Genomic DNA, 15,420 nt, shown 5'->3' on the forward strand with positions numbered 1-15,420 from the left:
ATCACCGATACGAGACGCAGGGGGCAAACGACCAGGAAAGCACCGGCTGGAGGCACAAATGCACGGACAACAGCATCCGAACGGTTCGGCCGACTCCCGGGCGCGATCAACACCACGCCTGTCCAGGGGGCGAATGAAACGGACCGGGACGGAGCCCGCTACTGCACAGTCCGCGCTGGGACTACGTCTCGCACTGTGTGTGATCGCGCTACCCGTCTTCGTGGCAGGAGCGGTCCTATTCACCGTATGGGCGGCGTCCGGCCCCCGCAGCACGCCTGATACCTCACTGCTGCTCGTTCTTGTCGTCGTCTGCGCCGCGCTGGCCGTGATGACGGCGGCCGATCTACTGATTATTGTCCGCCGACGCGCGAGGCAGCGACGACAGGCCTTGTAGCGGAGAGGAACCAGGCAGAAATGGCTGATTCGCGCGCTCTAGTCCCTGTACGGAAAATCAACTGCAGGTGGTCTTGATGATGGAGGGTGGAAAGCACCTCACCTAAGGCGCCACGGCCGGCGTCTATCGCGTGACTGGGCTGAGAGCCCCGGCCGCCCACGCTCGCGGGACGGTGTACGAATCCGGGCGTATGACACACGCGATCCCGAGTATTCGCAGAATTCGGCGGCGCCTGCCAGACGCTCAGGGGTTCGGTCGCCGCTCCGCACAGAAGGTTGGAGGACCGTCATGACCACGAGGACGAACCCACTCGGCATTCTCTCAGCCGCTCACCGTGACCGGCTGTTGGAATTCGCGACCGAGGTGTCCTTTCCTGCGGGCGCCCGCATCTTCGAGGAAGGCAGCAAGGCTGACCGGTTCTGGATCATCCATACCGGATCGGTCACCCTAGACGTGCACGTTCCCGGCCGCCCCGCGACCGTAGTCGACACGATTGGCCACGGCGAACTGCTCGGCTGGTCGTGGCTGATCCCGCCGCACGCCTGGCAGCTCGGTGCTGAGGCGCAAAGCCCAGTGCGGGCACTGGAATTCGACGCGGCGGCCGTGCGCACACTGTGCGAGGAGGACCCGGTGCTGGGTCAAGCGCTCACCCGCGGCGTGGCCGAGGTGGTCGGGAACCGGCTTCTGTCCGTGCGGACGCGCCTGCTGGATCGCTTTGGGCCCTGAGTCGGCGGGCCTATGCACTGCACTGCACTGCACTGCACTGCCGGCAGTCAGCCGGAACTCCGCGATGGCCTCGCGGGGTGGGGCCGGTGGCAGGCCGTCCTGGCGCCATTCCACGAGATCCGCCAACATGTCGGACCGGTCTTGTCCACAGGATCAATCGGGTTTGCCGTGGGCTGGCCACGGCAGTAGGTCCGCCCGTGTTGGCAACGGTGTGAGGATCCGAGCCGGCGTCCAGCGAGGCCCCCTGCTCGTCGGGTCCGAACGGTTCGAGCGTGGCAAGCTGCAAGTCGAGGCGACGTCGGTATGAAGTGGTCGGTGCACCGGCTGATCGGTCTGCCAGCAACTCGCGGCTGGCTGTCAGGTGCAAGAAGAAGACGCCTGGACGGGCCGCTCGCAGTGTGTCCCGGTAAAACGTCGTTTCAGCGCGGAGCAGCTCACCACGCCGCCGTTGCCCGCTGCGTCGCGCTCGTGCAGCCAGCGGCCAATGCTTTCCAGTCAAGGCTGACGGTCGGCGTCATCGAGCGGAGTGCCGGCGGACATCTTGGCGATCTCGGCCGGGGAGTGGAAGTCGTCTCCCTCCGCCAAGGGGAGGCTCAGTCTTTGAGCAGGCGAGCCACCGTGGTCCTGCCGATCCCGGCAACACCTGTGACCACGATGCACGGGGATCGACGCACAGCGCTGAGGGGCATCGCAGTGCCTTCCTCCCTAAGAGCGGCCACGGCAGCAGCTCCACGGCTCGCTGGCAGGTCGTGCCCCGGGTGTCAGGGCGCGACACCCGGGGGCGCAGGTTCAGTGTGCAGCAGGTCACCACACTGCTGCTGTCCGCCTCCATTCAGCCGGAGAGCCGGCCCGTCGGAGCCGGCCGGGTACTCCTCCAGTGGAACCAGATCCCTTTCCCAGGCGGAGAGTACCGGCGTCAGGACCCGCCAGGCCTCTTCGGCCTCGTCGCCGCGGATGGACATGGCGGGATCGCCGTTCAGGACGTCCAGCAGGACCCGGCCGTGGGCCGGGAGGTGGGGCGGTTCCATCTGCGCGGTCAGGGACAGTGGGGCGAGGCTGTTGGTGTGGGAGCCGATGCCTGTGAGGTCGAAGGTCAGGACTTCCGGTTCGAGCCCGAAGCGGAGCACGTTGGGAAGGGCTGCTCCGCTATGGCCGAAGGGCAGGTGGGGCACCGACCGGAAATGTACGGCGACCTCCTTGCGGTCCGCACGGAGTGCTTTGCCGCTGCGGAGCCGGAAGGTCGTTCCCGACCAGCGCCAACTGTCCAGTTCCAGCTCCACCTCGGCGTACGTCTCGATACGGCGCTGCGGGTTGACGCCTTCCTCGTCGGCATAGGCGGGAATGTCATGGTCTCCGATCCGGCCGCCCAGGTAGCGTGCGCGGCGTGTGCGGCATACGACGTCGTCTTCAGTGAGGAGCCGTACGGACCGCAGCACGTCGACCTTCCGGTCGCGCAGGTCGCGCTCGCCGAGGGTGATGGGCGGTTCCATGGCCACCAGGCAGAGCAACTGCATGAGGTGGTTTTGCACCATGTCCTTGAGCGCTCCGACGGTGTCGTAGTAGCCGGCCCTGCCTTCGAGTGCGAGGGTCTCGTGCCAGACGATGTCCACTTCGGCGATGTGGGTGCTGTTCCAGATGGGCTCCAGCACGCGGTTGGCGAGTCGGCTGCCGAACACGTTCTGGACGGTCGTCATGGCCAGGAAGTGGTCGACGCGGAACACGGCCTGCTCGGGGACGAGGTCGGCCAGGAGCCGGTTCAGCTCCTGCGCGCTGGCCAGGTCTTCGCCGAAGGGCTTCTCCAGCACGATTCGGCTGCCTGCGGGAAGGCCGGTCTGGTGCAGCGCGGTGACCACGACGGGGAAGAGTGCCGGGGGCAGGGCGAGGTAGACGGCGACGGGACCCTCACCGGCGATGGCCGAAGCGATGTCAGCGGGGTTGGTGACATCGGCCCGTTGATAGCGGGCCGCGTCCGCGATCGCCGCCTTGGCGTCGGCTGGATAATGCCCACCATGGCGGTCGATCTGGGCGGTCACCCAATCCCGATACCGTTCGCTGTCCCACTCTCCCCGACTCGCGCCGGTCAGCTGGAAGTGGTCGCCGAGCTCTCCTGCAGCCCTCAGCGCGGCCAGTGCCGGCAGCAGGTAGCGGGCGCTGAGGTCACCTGTCGCCCCGAAGATCACGAGCCGGTTGATCATGCGTTGACGCCTGCTTTCGCTCGGGTGAGGTTCACACCGCTGGCGATGATCCCGATGTGGCTGAATGCCTGAGGGAAGTTGCCCATGAACTCTCCTGTGGTCGGGTCGATCTGCTCCGACAAAAGCCCTAGTGGGCTCGCGCGGGCACACAGCGAGGCGTACAGCTCCTCAGCCTCTTCGATCCGGCCCTGGCCGACGAGGTTGTCGACCATCCAGAAACTGCACAGCACGAAGGCACCCTCGTCGCCGGGCAGACCGTCGGGTGACTCCTTGTGCAGGTAGCGGTAGAGCAGCCCGTTGCCGGCCGACAGGCGCTCGGCGACGGCCGTGGCGGTGGCCACCATCCGCGGGTGGTCAGCAGGGACGACCTGGCGCAGCGGAAGCGCGAGCAGGCTGGCGTCGAGGGCGCCGCCGCCGTCGAGATGCGCGCTCAGGGTCTGTGCCTCCTCGTCCCAGGCCCTGTCCAGGATGATCCGGCGCAGCTCGTCGGCCGAGGCTCGCCACATGGCGACATTTCCGGGCAGGCCGAGCCGCGCACCGATCGTCGCAGCCCGGTCCAGGGCCACCTGACACATCCCGGCCGAGTACGTGAACACCCGGCCCTCATTGCGCACCTCCCAGATCCCCTGGTCCGGCTGTCGCCACGCCTGTCCTGCGGCGTCGGCCAGCCCCGCCAGGCTGGCCCACAGTGGCGGCTCGATGTCCCCGCCGGAGCGGAGCCACTGGTCGGCGCAGTCAAGGATTTCGCCGTAGAGGTCATGCTGGCGCTGGTCGGCCGCGCCGTTGCCCCATCGCACCGGAGCAGAGCGCTGATAGCCCTCCAGCTCGGCGCCCTCCACCTCGTCCGGCACCGGGCTGCCGTCGAGGGCGTACATGATCCTGGGCCTCCGGCTGTACTCGAAGGCGTCGAGGACCCATCCGAGGAAGGCGTCGGCCTCACCCCCGAAGCCGACGCGACGCAGCGCGAACACGGCGAAGGCCGCGTCCCGGATCCAGGCGTAGCGGTAATCCCAGTTGCGGCTCCCGCCGATCGGTGCAGGCAGGGAGGATGTGGGGGCCGCGACGAGTGAGCCGTTGGCCCAGTCGTCGCACAGCTTCAGTGTGATCGCCGCGCGTCCGACCAGGGGCCCCTCCGGACCGTGGTACTGGAAATTATGCATCCAGCGGCGCCACGCATCGGCAGTGTCCCGCAGCATCGCGTCAGTGTCGAACCGATGGTGACGATGGAAGCGGCCCCAGGACAGCACGAGATCGAGCCGTTCGCCCCGCCGGAGGTCATGAGTGCTGTTCAGGCCGGTCAGGGGGAGGTTGGACCGCAGGTGGAGCCGCAGGTCCGGCCGCCGGGACGGTCGTACCTCCAGCCCGCTGAACAACGCCTGCGCCTGCCCGCCGCCCCTCGGCTCCAAGCCCACCCGCAGGCGTACGTCCCCGCCCAAGACCACAGCCGAACGGACGAGCTCGCCTCGGTCAGCAGGGGCGTCATCGGTGAGATCGGCCCCAGAGCGCAGGATCATCGCATCGGTGACACGGACCAGACCGGTGGCGCTGCGCAACTCGGTTGTCAGCACGCCGGTGTCAGGTTCGTATCGCTGCCGCGCCTCGACCAGGTCCTCTGGAGCCAGGGTGAAATGCCCGCCCCGTGCGCGATCCAACAAGCCGCAGAACAGAGGCTCCGCATCGAACCGGGGAAGGCACATCCACGGAATGGAACCGTCCAGGCCGACCAGTGCAGCCGTCGCACCGTCCCCGATGAGGCCGAAATCCTCAAGCGGCAAGTAGCCCTCCCGACTGCGAACCGGCCGGAAAGGGGGATCTGGATCGTGCATGCCGTCTCTCTTCCCACAGCGCCATCAGCCCGCCACCGAAATTTCAGCTAGAAGGCGATCATTACTTTAACGACGTTGTCCAGCTTCTTGTCGGAGGCCTCGAAGGCCCGCTCCATGTCGTCGAAACGAAACTCATGAGTCGTCATTTGCGAGGGGTCGACAAGCTGTGTTTCCAGCACCCGTAGCAGTCGCTCCATGCGTAGCCTGGCGCCAGAGCACAGGCCTATCGCGATCGCCTTGTCGGCCATTCCTACGCCCCACTCGACCCGGGGATGCGCACGAATTCTCCCTCGCCGAAATAGCCGATGTTGGAGACCGTGCCCCGGGCTTTGTGATCTTGACCGCGGTCTGGAACGTCACATCCGCGCCAAGGGCCTCGATGGCGGTGTCGACTCCCGCGCCCCGAGTCAGGTCAAGGATCCGCTCAACAACATCCTCGCTGGTGAAGTCGACGATCTCGCCCGCACCGTATGTGTGCGCGAGTTTCTGCCGATCGGGAACGGATTCGACTCCGATGACCAGGCCGACGCCCCGGAGCCTGGCTCCTACGGTCGCCATCAGTCCCACCGGGCCCTGGGCGAGGACAGCCACGGTTCCGCCAATCGGGATGTTCCCCTTCTCCGCCCCCATGAAGCTGGTCGAGAGCATGTCTGCGCGGTAGACCGCCATTCATCACTGATGGCGTCGGGGATTTTCGCGAGGTTGGCGTCGGCCTCGTTCACGTGGAAGTAATCGACAAAGACCCCGTCCTTGGAGTTTACGAACTTAAAGCCTACGAGCGGTGCTCCTGACTGCGATGGGAGCCCGTTCTGAGATGCCCGGTCACCCCATTCGGGAGTGATGGCACCGACCAGCACACGGTCGCCGGGCCGGAAGTCCTTCACCTCGCTTGCCACGGCATGCACGACGCCCACCGCTTTGTGGCCCAGCGTCAGGTTCTCCCGCGGACCGATGCCACCTTGGACGGTGTGGGAATCGGACGTGCAGATGAGGGCCCTGATCGTCTGTACGACAGCGTCGCCCGGACCTGCCTGCGGTACGGGCTTCTCCATGAAACCCACCCGCCCAATCTCCCTCATCACGAATGCCTTCACCTGCTGTCCTTCCTCCAGGACGCAACAACGGCAGGCCGGCCCAATCGACCCCTGGTGTTGGGCGGCCGCTACCATCCGCTCACTCCTGCCACTGTCTCAAGGGCTCCGCCGGCCCGCGATTTGACCGCGCATAACGTTGTCTTCGTCTGACGGTGGGCGCGACGGGCATCCCTCACCACGCCGTGGGTCTGGTCATGCCTTGCCGCGGACGACGATGACGGGGCAGTGCGCGTGGTGCAGCAGTGCCTGGCTCACCGACCCAAGAGCAGGCCACCAAAACCGCCGCGTCCCCTGGCTCCGACGACCATGAGCTGGGCTGTCTCGCTCGCCTCGATCGCTGTCTCGCGGGTTTCGCCGCTCAACACGTCGTGCCTGACCATGACGTCCGGATAGCTCTCCGCGCGGCCGGCGAGTGCCTGAGCCAGCTGACGCTCCGCGCTCTCGGGCCCCGTACCAGCCGGCACGGAAATGGGTGCGGCTCGCCGCGGGCTCACCGGCCCCCGTCACGCATCACGACGACCGGGCAAGCAGCGTGCTGAGTGCAGTGCTGCGCCACCGATCCCAACAGCAGCCCTGAGAAGCCCCCGAGACCGCGGCTCCCGACCACCAGCATGGACGCGCCGCGGGCCGCGTCGAGCAGCACGCCGGCGGCGGTGCCGTAGCGCACCTCCGTACGCACCTCCACCGGCGGCTGCGATCCCACGGTCTCCTCAATGGCTTCCGCGAGTTCTCTGCGTGCCCGGCCCTCCACAGCTGCTTCGTCGCTGCTCGACGGGGGCAACCAGCCGAGGGCACCATGGAACTGCGGAAAGTCCCAAGCAGTCACCGCCTCCACCACACCGCCGGTGAGCTGCGCCTGGCGCACGGCCCAGCGAAGAGCCTGCTTCGATGAGTCCGATCCGTCCACCCCGACCACGATGCGGCCTGTCTCCTCGCGCTGGTCAGCCACGGTTCCTCCTCTGCTCGATGGCGGAGGAAGACCGTACGGGCCCGCGGTCCGCCGCCACTGGGCTCGGCCTCCAGCCTCACGCCGACCGCACCGTACGCGCAGTCCGGGAGGTCCAGACGGGGCCGGGCCGCCGGTCACAGGCGCTCGTGCGATTGCTCCACCGCGGCAGATGCCCGAAGGAGTCAACCGAGGTCGCACGCCACCGTGACCACCTGCCGGCCGCCTCCGTGGAGGCCTGTTCCGCGTAGCGCCGCATGTCAGCCCACATTCCGGCAGCCACACCTCGCCGTTCGCTGATCTCCCAGACGGCGGCGTCCAGCGTGCCGGGCGCGTCGCAACACCGTGGGCCCGGACGGGTACCGTCCCACTGAAGGCGGCTTGTGCCCGGCCCGCGAACACACTCGCACTGCCGGCGTCTCCACACCATGAGTGAACACAAGGTGCGTCGACTGCCGGTCATCGACGGTCACACGCGTACTCCCGAGATTCATGGTGATGCCCATGCGACCACTGTGGCAGGCCTTGCACGCCCCGGAAGCTGCCCCGCCCAGGGGGTCAAACCGTCGGGCGAGGCGCTGCGGTGGATGGACTAGGCGACGTCACCCCGGCCGATCGCGCATGGCAAGAGGTGGCGTTCCTGTATGCGCTCCGCTGCCTGCGTCGCGCGGCGGCTGTAGACCCGCAGTGCCCGCGGCTCGGCTTGCTCTGTGGGGTTCAGTAGCGCAGCACTGCGGCGATCCGGTTGTGTTCGGTGAGGCGGTCGTCGGGGAGGAAGACCACTTCGGTGCCGTGGTTCAGGGCGGTCTCGACAAGTTCGTCGACGATGTCCTCGCGAACGCCGTCCTCCCAGCCGCCCTTTGGTTCGCCGTTCAGTGGGGCGAGGTGGCCATTGGTCAGCCGTACGGTGGGTTGGAAGTGCTCCTCGACGGCGATCATCGCGGCGCGCCCGGCGTTGGCAGCTTCCCAGACCTCGTCAAGCCCGGCGGCGAAGGTTCGCCGACTGCGGGCGTCGTCCAGTGCCGTGTCGACCCGGTTGGTCTCTTGGGCTGCCAGTGCGGCGCGGGCGGGTTCGAGTTCCTGGAGAAGGACGCTTTCGGGGCCCTCGGTGAGGCCGCCCTTGATGATGGTGGAGGCCGGGGCGCCGGCTGCGGTGCCGACTTCCTGCAGAAGGGCCACGGCCTCGGCGAGTCCGACGAGAAGCAGTGGGCGGGGCTCGGCTGTCAGTATCGCGGCGAGCGAGGTGTCGACGGTGCGCATGAAGTGGCGGGTGTGCTCATCGCTGAAAGTGCTCGGCTGGTCGCCGACGCGTTCCTTGTGCTGGACGTCCCACTCGCCTTCGGGTGGCACGGCGGGGAATCCGTTCCCCTCGTGCTGGTGGAGGGTGTCACCTGAGCCGCTCCACAGGGTTGCCCTGTCGGCGGCGACGATCAGCACCCAGTAGGGGTGGGCCTGGGCTTTTGCAGCGACCAGGTTGCGGGTCAGGAAGGTGTCGCTGAGGACGACCCGCTCTGGGACGGGACGCGGCACGGTCCAGATCTGGTGCTCCTCAGTGGTGGCGTAGAGCACCAGGCCGTCCATTACGTGGCGCAGATCCACGTCGGCCACCGCTCGCTCCAGCTGGGCGTGCAGGTCGATGCGGTCCTGGCGCGATGCCTGCGGGTCGGTATCGATCCGGCGCTCGGCTTCCGCAAGGAGATTGCGTAGCTGCACCGCGTCGTGGGCGTTATCCGGCTCACGCCGGTGCGTCGACATCGTCAGAGAGACTGCCGGGTAGGGCCTGGCAGCCCGCAGGTCACGCAGCATGTCGGAAGTCAGGACATCAGTCTCCATGAGGGTGCCTTCCTGGTGGGGTCCGGAGCGGCCGAGCCTGGCAAGACGGCCATGGGCCGGGCTGGCTTCGCCGTGTACATCACCTCCCCCGCAGATTCGCACACCGGGCCCAGGAGCGCCCCTCGACACGGTCTGCCAATCCACGGCCTGCGCTACACCCGACCATGATGATGCCCAGCGGGCCGCTCAGGACCAGCGGCTGTTGATGGATCGGACGGTCGGCCTCCGCGTCGGGGCGACGCGGCTCGCGGGCGATGCCGCGCAAGGTGTCCTCAGTCCAGGGAGTCAGCGCGGCGATCTTGGCCCCGCACGTCCGGCGGACTGGCGCCGCGCCCCCTGGAATTCGCCCGCCGTTCGCTGTTGGTGATGTACGAGCAACGCAAACGCGCCAACGCCCACGTGCGCCGCACCGGCCAACCCTGGCCCCACGAACACGCACTCGCAGCACTCGACCCCTGGTGGAACCCGCCCTGGAGAATCAGCTGGCAACACACCTACACCGGTCTCCGCTCCCTCACCGAAGACCAGCACCCGTCAACAAGCCAACGCCGCTGGCTCACCACTCAGCACACCAACTGGCACACGCTCCACCCCGACCAACGCACGCTCCTGACCTCCGCCGGCCTCAACCTCACGAACGAGCGCCCATCAGCGACCCATCCAAAGTGAGCAGCAACCAAAAGAGCTGAGCACCAGCCACAAACAGCACGAAGCCCCATGTCCAAGCCACTACTCCGCCTTCATGCCCGCAACCGTCCCTCAACACGCAACTCCCGTAGCGACAACCAGCTATCTGAACACCCCAGCTCAGACAGCTACCAAACACACATGATCACTGGGCGCGGACATGCGGTGTGCCTCGTCCAGGTCGGTGTGCTGGGTGGCCGCCTCGACTTGTCGAGGGAGTCGTAGGTGCAGATGACCGTGAGAGCGGGGAGCTGGTCCTTGCCGGGCCCACGACGGACATGGCGGCGGCCAGGGCGGTGGCGTCGTTGGTCGAGCCGACCCGGTTCGCGTAGAGCCGGGGGTGGGCTTGTCCCAGGAGTGCCGGGCGGCGCTGCCTGGCTATCGTCGCCGCTGTGGTCGGAGACGGACGGTCGTGATGGCATGTCGGTGGATGCCGGTGATCTCTATAGTGCCCCCCGGGAGTTGGATGCTCTCTCCGGGGCACTGTGGCATGTGGCCCAGCTGGGCCAGGGCGAGGCCGGCGATGGTCGTGTAGGGGCCGTCGGCAAGGTCGCCGAGGTCGACTCCGAGACCGGACAGGTCACGGACGGGGAAGGTGCCGGGCAGGAGCAGCGAGCCGTCCGCCTGGGGTTGCACAGTCAGTGTGTCCGGGTCGGTCTCGTCGTAAATCTCACCGACGATCTCCTCCAGGAGGTCGTCGATGGTGACGATGCCCTCGGCCGAGCCGTATTCGTCGACGACGAGGGCGAACTGTTGATGGGTGGCCATCAGGCGCCGCAGTGCGTCGGAGACCGTAATGAAGTCGGGGAGGAAGGAAGCGGGGCGGGCGACCTCGGTGACGGAGGCGGTGTCCTCGGCGGTGGTCAGGTCGCGCAGGTGAACGATGCCGAGAACCTCGTCGAGGTGACCGGCGCGGAGGACCGGGGCACGGGAGTGGCCGGAACGAGCCAGGGCAAGGCGGGCCTGGGCGGCCGGCATTCCGTCGGGCAGGGTGAATACCGCGCGGCGCGGGACGAGGACGGCGCGCAAGGAGCGCTCGTGGATTTCCAGGGCGCTGGAGATGATGGTGCGCTGTTCGGCGGTCAGGCCGCGATGGCTGATGACCATGTCGCGCAGCTCTTCGGGACTGGGAGGCCGCCGGGCTTCTCGCGGGTTGCCACCGAATAGGCGGATGGTCAGGTCCGTGGCCTGGCTGAGTGTCCACACGGCGGGACGGGAGATGGTCGCGAGGATGTCGAGGGGGGTAGCCGCCAGCAGGGCCCACCGCTCCGCGTACTGCATGGCCAGGCGCTTGGGTGCGAGTTCGCCTACCACCAGGATGACGAAGGTCAGCGTCAGAGTCACCAGGGCGATGGCCAGCGGCCTGGCGGCCTGGCCTGCGAAGTCCAGCACGGGCACCAGGGGCTCGGCCAGGGACACCGCAGCTGTGGCCGAGGCCAGGAATCCGGCCAGGGTGATGCCGATCTGGACGGTGGCCAGGAATCGGTTGGGCTCCTGAACGAGACGTACCAGCCGGATCGCGGAGGCTCCCGCCCCGCGGCGCAGGCGGCGCAACTGGCTCTCGCGCAAGGAGATCAGTGCGATCTCGCTGCCGGCGAACAGCGCGTTGAGAACGATCAGCACGGCGATGAGCACGAGGTCCATCCAATAGCCGTTCATGGGGCCACGGTGCCACCCCCAGGCTGTTCGGTCCTGCGATGGGCGCCTGGGTGGTGCCGCGCAGGGTCAGTCCCTCTGGCTCACACCCGCCCCGTGGCCCAAACCCTGCCCGCCCGCCACTCCAGACATGCCCGGCCATTACCACGGCGAACGCTGTGGCGAGGTAGGCCGCTCACTGGGCGGGGCTGAGGGGAAGACGGTCCCGCAGCTGAGGATGCAGCAGCGCGTGGCCCCGGCACGGGGGCCAGATCAACGCCTCCCCCGCGCAGGGCCGCGACGGTAATTCCCAGCGCGTCGGCCAGCCTGATGACCGTCGCCACATTCGGGTCGGCAGGATTGTCCTCCAGGTATGCCAGGTAGTTCGGCGACATGCGGGCGCGACGGGCGGTCTCCTCTAACTAGGCGGCGGCCGTCGTCTCGCCGGTGAGGCACGGGCGGACGGCGGATCCCGGTGGCTCCAACGGAGCGGCTCGTTCACCGCATGCTCATCACGTGGGGAGCAAGGCACGCAGGGCGTAGGGCAGGATGCCGCCGTGACGGTAGTAGTCGGCTTCAGTGGGAGTGTCGAGGCGTACCAGCGTGGTGAACCGCTTGGGGCCGTCGGGCCCGTCGGCCGTCACAGTGACCTCCCGAGGTACGCCCGTCGGAGTGGACAGGCCCCCGACCGAGAAGGTCTCCTCGCCGGTCAGGCCGAGCGACTGGGGGTTCTGGCCGGGTGCGAACTGCAGTGGCAGGACCCCCATTCCGATGAGGTTGGATCGGTGGATGCGCTCGAAGGACTCGGCCAGGACTGCCTGGACGCCAAGCAGTGCCGTTCCTTTGGCCGCCCAGTCCCGTGATGATCCGGCGCCGTACTCCTTACCTGCGATGATCAGCAACGGGACGCCGTCGGCGGCGTACTGCATGGCCGCTTCGTAGATGGTGGTCTGCTCGCCGCCGGGAAGGTGCCGGGTGAAGCCGCCCTCAGTACCGGGAGCCAGCAGGTTGCGCAACCGGATGTTGGCGAAGGTGCCGCGGATCATTACTTCATGGTTCCCTCGGCGCGAACCGTAGGAGTTGAAGTCTTCCGGTTCCACGCCGTGGGCGCGAAGGTACTCCCCCGCTGGGGAGTTGGATCTGATCGCTCCTGCTGGGGAGATGTGGTCGGTGGTTACCGAGTCTCCGAGCAGCGCCAGTACTCGGGCTCCCTCGATGTCGCCCGGAGGTCGCGGGTCACGGGGCATGTCCTGAAAGTAGGGCGGTCGGCGGACGTACGTGGAGGCCGGGTCCCAGGCGAAGAGATCACTCACGGGGGTGGATAGTGCCTGCCAGCGCTTGTCTCCGGCGAACACGTCGGCGTAGCGCCTGGTGAACATCTCCGGCTGCAGACTGGAGGAGATTACCTGCTCGATCTCCTGCTGGCTGGGCCAGACGTCGCGCAGGTAAACGGGCCTGCCGTCGTTGTCGGTGCCCAACGCGTCTCGGGTGAGATCGACGGTCATCGACCCGGCCAGGGCGTAGGCGACCACCAACGGTGGGGAGGCCAAGTAGTTGAGCTTCGTCTCTGGATGAATGCGTCCTTCGAAGTTGCGGTTGCCGGACAACACGGATGCCACCGTAAGGTCGCCATCCTCGACAGCCTGGGAGACCGAGCCGATCAGTGGGCCGGAGTTGCCGATGCAGGTGGTGCAGCCGTAGCCCACCAGATCGAAGCCGAGGGCGTCCAGGTAGGGGACGAGGCCGGCGCGTCGGAGGTAGTCCATGACCACCGCCGATCCGGGCGCCAGGGTGGTCTTCACCCACGGCTTGGACCGTAGTCCTCTTTCGACGGCCTTCTTGGCCAGCAGCGCGGCGCCGACCATGACTTGCGGGTTGGAGGTGTTGGTGCAGGAGGTGATCGCGGCGATCACGACGGCTCCGTCACTGAGTTCGTAGGATGTGCCGTCCTCCCCAGCCACCGGGACGGACCTGAGCTTCCGCTCCCCAGCCGGCGCGGCCACTTCGTAGGAGACCGGCCGGTCACTGGTGGGGCAGCAGCCACTGGCGATAGCTACGGGGTCGGAAGCAGGGAAAGATTCCTCAAGGCCCTCGTCCAGCCCGCCGGGCACCGCGCCACCCGTCACATCGCCGTCTAGCGAGGCGAGAACGCTGCTCGGCGCGGTGGCCAGGGGAACGCGGTCCTGCGGACGCTTGGGCCCCGCGATCGAGGGGACGACAGCCGACAGGTCCACCTCGAGGGTCTCGGAGTAGTCAGGTACGTGCTCGGGATCGTGCCACAGGCCCTGTTCCTTGGCGTACGCCTCCACCAGCGCGACCTGGTCGTCGCCCCTGCCCGTAAGCCGCAAGTAGGACAATGTCTCCTCATCGATCGGGAAGATCGCGCACGTTGCGCCGTACTCCGGGCTCATATTGCCGATGGTGGCCCGGTTCGCCAGCGGCACGTTGGCCACGCCCGGGCCGTAGAACTCCACGAAGGCCCCCACCACGCCCCGGGCACGCAGCCGCTCTGTGATGGTCAGGACCAGGTCGGTGGCGGTGCTGCCCTCAGGGAGCACACCGGTGAGCTTCACGCCGACGACTCGTGGGATGAGCATGCTCACCGGTCGGCCGAGCATCGCGGCTTCCGCCTCAATGCCGCCCACTCCCCAGCCGAGTACACCGAGCCCGTTGACCATCGGGGTGTGGGAGTCCGTGCCGACCAGGGTGTCGGGGAAGGCCGTGCCGTCCTCGGTGAACACCACGCGGGCCAGATGTTCCAGGTTGACTTGGTGGCAAATCCCGGTCCCCGGCGGTACGACGCGAAGGTTCCTCAACGCACTCTGCCCCCAGCGCAGGAACTGATACCGCTCCCGATTGCGCCGATATTCCAGTTCCACGTTCCGTTCGAACGCGTCCGAAGTCCCGTAGTGGTCGGCGATCACAGAATGATCGATCACCAGTTCCACCGGCCTCGAAGCGTCGATCTGGGTCGGGTCGGCGCCGAGCACGGCCATCGCCTCGCGCATCGCCACCAGGTCCACGATGCATGGCACCCCGGTAAAGTCCTGCATCAGCACGCGCGCCGGGGTGAACTGGACCTCGGTGACGGGTTCGGCTTGCGGGTCCCACTCAGCCACCGCAGTGATCTGGTCGGCGGTCACCGAGCGGCCGTCCTCCCGTCGCAGCAGGTTTTCCAACAGCACTTTGAGGCTGTACGGCAGCCGTTGTGTATCGGCGAGCACGTTGAGCCGATAGATGGAGTACTCGGTCCCGGCCGCGTCGAGTGTGCCGCGGGCGGCAAAGCTGTTCAGCGACATGGAAGCGTCTCCTCAGGAAGGGTCGGCGGGTGCAGGTGCAGGCTGGCCAGGCCGATGCCTGTCAAGGGGGTTACCGATAGCCCGGAGTCCTACCGCGAGCTGGTTCCAGACAGCGACGACAGGTGCGGTCCAAGCTGCCTTTACTCCTATTCGTCGCCATCTCGTGACGCGGCCTGCGAGTTCGACCAACTCACGTCGAAAACGCCGTGCGTACCGGTGTCGGATGCCTGGATTGACGCGGCAGCCGCCGGGTCCCCCGGTGCGTGGCCGCCAGGATCTGCGTCTCCCTATTGCCGGGATGGAGGCGGTTCAGACCTTCGAAGGCCTGGCGCCGGTCAGCCACTGGGCGAGGACGGCAGCCTGGCTGTGGTCCACGTCTTTGGTGGCGGTCAGCAGTGTGAGTTTGTCCTGGTCAGCCAGGTCACGCAGATGTCCCACAGCCTGCTGGTGTCTGGGGTCACGCAACTCGGCGAGGTAGCGGCGGCGGAACTCGACGTAGCGGCTGGGCTCGTGGCCGTACCACTTGCGCAGTTCGGTGGAGGGAGCAACGTCACGCAGCCATTCGTCCAGATGCGCATCCTCCTTGCGCATGCCCCGCGGCCAAACACGATCGACGAGTACCCGCGTGCCGTCCTTGGCGGAGGTCTCCTCATAGACTCTGCGGTAGGTGATCTGCTTGGCCATGACCACACCTCTTCGGGACGGGTCGTCCGAGTTCACGCGACCGTCGGTCAGTTTCCGGCCACTACGCCGCAAGGCATTCGGTGGCCTTTCTTCACCCATTT

13 protein-coding genes and 1 pseudogene are annotated in these 15,420 nt (G+C 67.4%); 2 read left to right on the top strand and 12 right to left on the bottom strand.

The window, feature by feature from the left end:
- The first annotated feature begins 133 nt into the window (after window positions 1-133).
- Window positions 134-394 carry a DUF6343 family protein gene (locus OG963_RS14595; protein WP_371799054.1) on the top strand — a complete coding sequence of 87 codons (261 nt, stop codon included), beginning with the start codon at window positions 134-136 and terminating at the stop codon, window positions 392-394.
- Between the two features lie 288 nt (window positions 395-682).
- Complete coding sequence (locus OG963_RS14600) at window positions 683-1,120, top strand: Crp/Fnr family transcriptional regulator (protein ID WP_371799055.1); 438 nt, start codon at window positions 683-685, stop codon at window positions 1,118-1,120.
- A gap of 199 nt (window positions 1,121-1,319) precedes the next feature.
- Here the strand turns inward: OG963_RS14600 and OG963_RS14605 are convergent.
- The 12 genes and pseudogenes from OG963_RS14605 to OG963_RS14660 form a co-directional block, all read right to left on the bottom strand.
- Window positions 1,320-1,809: pseudogene (locus OG963_RS14605) on the bottom strand (gluconokinase); the annotation flags it as partial.
- 72 nt (window positions 1,810-1,881) lie between these two features.
- Window positions 1,882-3,315: a glucose-6-phosphate dehydrogenase gene (locus OG963_RS14610; protein ID WP_371799056.1), complete on the bottom strand. Its 1,434-nt coding sequence runs from the start codon at window positions 3,313-3,315 to the stop codon at window positions 1,882-1,884.
- Window positions 3,312-5,141, bottom strand: a complete 1,830-nt coding sequence (locus tag OG963_RS14615; RefSeq protein WP_371799057.1) for a glycoside hydrolase family 15 protein — start codon at window positions 5,139-5,141, stop codon at window positions 3,312-3,314. Before OG963_RS14615 ends, OG963_RS14610 begins: the two co-directional genes overlap by 4 nt.
- Window positions 5,142-5,273: 132 nt before the next feature.
- The gene (locus OG963_RS14620; protein WP_371799058.1) at window positions 5,274-5,810 is read right to left on the bottom strand and encodes a zinc-binding dehydrogenase; all 537 of its coding nucleotides are present in this window, start codon (window positions 5,808-5,810) and stop codon (window positions 5,274-5,276) included.
- Window positions 5,699-6,235, bottom strand: a complete 537-nt coding sequence (locus OG963_RS14625) for an alcohol dehydrogenase catalytic domain-containing protein (RefSeq protein ID WP_371799059.1) — start codon at window positions 6,233-6,235, stop codon at window positions 5,699-5,701. Before OG963_RS14625 ends, OG963_RS14620 begins: the two co-directional genes overlap by 112 nt.
- 251 nt (window positions 6,236-6,486) lie before the next feature.
- Entirely contained in the window at window positions 6,487-6,729 is a 243-nt protein-coding gene (locus tag OG963_RS14630; protein WP_371799060.1) for a universal stress protein, read from the bottom strand.
- On the bottom strand, window positions 6,726-7,184 hold the full coding sequence (locus OG963_RS14635; protein ID WP_371799061.1) for a universal stress protein: 459 nt from the start codon (window positions 7,182-7,184) through the stop codon (window positions 6,726-6,728). Before OG963_RS14635 ends, OG963_RS14630 begins: the two co-directional genes overlap by 4 nt.
- Before the next feature lie 714 nt (window positions 7,185-7,898).
- Window positions 7,899-9,014 (bottom strand): chemotaxis protein, encoded by a 1,116-nt coding sequence (locus OG963_RS14640; RefSeq protein ID WP_371799062.1) that lies wholly within the window; start codon window positions 9,012-9,014, stop codon window positions 7,899-7,901.
- A gap of 1,065 nt (window positions 9,015-10,079) precedes the next feature.
- Window positions 10,080-11,360 (bottom strand): hemolysin family protein, encoded by a 1,281-nt coding sequence (locus OG963_RS14645; protein WP_371799063.1) that lies wholly within the window; start codon window positions 11,358-11,360, stop codon window positions 10,080-10,082.
- An 80-nt stretch (window positions 11,361-11,440) separates the two neighbouring features.
- Window positions 11,441-11,731 carry a hypothetical protein gene (locus OG963_RS14650; protein ID WP_371799064.1) on the bottom strand — a complete coding sequence of 97 codons (291 nt, stop codon included), beginning with the start codon at window positions 11,729-11,731 and terminating at the stop codon, window positions 11,441-11,443.
- A 117-nt stretch (window positions 11,732-11,848) separates the two neighbouring features.
- Window positions 11,849-14,635 carry an aconitate hydratase gene (locus OG963_RS14655; RefSeq protein ID WP_371799065.1) on the bottom strand — a complete coding sequence of 929 codons (2,787 nt, stop codon included), beginning with the start codon at window positions 14,633-14,635 and terminating at the stop codon, window positions 11,849-11,851.
- Window positions 14,636-14,944: 309 nt separating this feature from the next.
- Window positions 14,945-15,319 (bottom strand): DUF488 domain-containing protein, encoded by a 375-nt coding sequence (locus tag OG963_RS14660; RefSeq protein WP_371799066.1) that lies wholly within the window; start codon window positions 15,317-15,319, stop codon window positions 14,945-14,947.
- Window positions 15,320-15,420: the final 101 nt, after the last annotated feature.

The organism is Streptomyces sp. NBC_01707 (assembly GCF_041438805.1).
Taxonomy (GTDB): Bacteria; Actinomycetota; Actinomycetes; order Streptomycetales; family Streptomycetaceae; genus Streptomyces.

Coding starts and splice junctions, on each gene's coding strand:
- OG963_RS14650 (WP_371799064.1), bottom strand. CDS start 11,731: ATGTCGCCGAACTACCTGGCATACCTGGAGGACAATCCTGCCGACCCG.
- OG963_RS14655 (WP_371799065.1), bottom strand. CDS start 14,635: ATGTCGCTGAACAGCTTTGCCGCCCGCGGCACACTCGACGCGGCCGGG.
- OG963_RS14610 (WP_371799056.1), bottom strand. CDS start 3,315: ATGATCAACCGGCTCGTGATCTTCGGGGCGACAGGTGACCTCAGCGCC.
- OG963_RS14645 (WP_371799063.1), bottom strand. CDS start 11,360: ATGAACGGCTATTGGATGGACCTCGTGCTCATCGCCGTGCTGATCGTT.
- OG963_RS14595 (WP_371799054.1), top strand. CDS start 134: ATGAAACGGACCGGGACGGAGCCCGCTACTGCACAGTCCGCGCTGGGA.
- OG963_RS14620 (WP_371799058.1), bottom strand. CDS start 5,810: ATGGCGGTCTACCGCGCAGACATGCTCTCGACCAGCTTCATGGGGGCG.
- OG963_RS14600 (WP_371799055.1), top strand. CDS start 683: ATGACCACGAGGACGAACCCACTCGGCATTCTCTCAGCCGCTCACCGT.
- OG963_RS14640 (WP_371799062.1), bottom strand. CDS start 9,014: ATGGAGACTGATGTCCTGACTTCCGACATGCTGCGTGACCTGCGGGCT.
- OG963_RS14615 (WP_371799057.1), bottom strand. CDS start 5,141: ATGCACGATCCAGATCCCCCTTTCCGGCCGGTTCGCAGTCGGGAGGGC.
- OG963_RS14660 (WP_371799066.1), bottom strand. CDS start 15,319: ATGGCCAAGCAGATCACCTACCGCAGAGTCTATGAGGAGACCTCCGCC.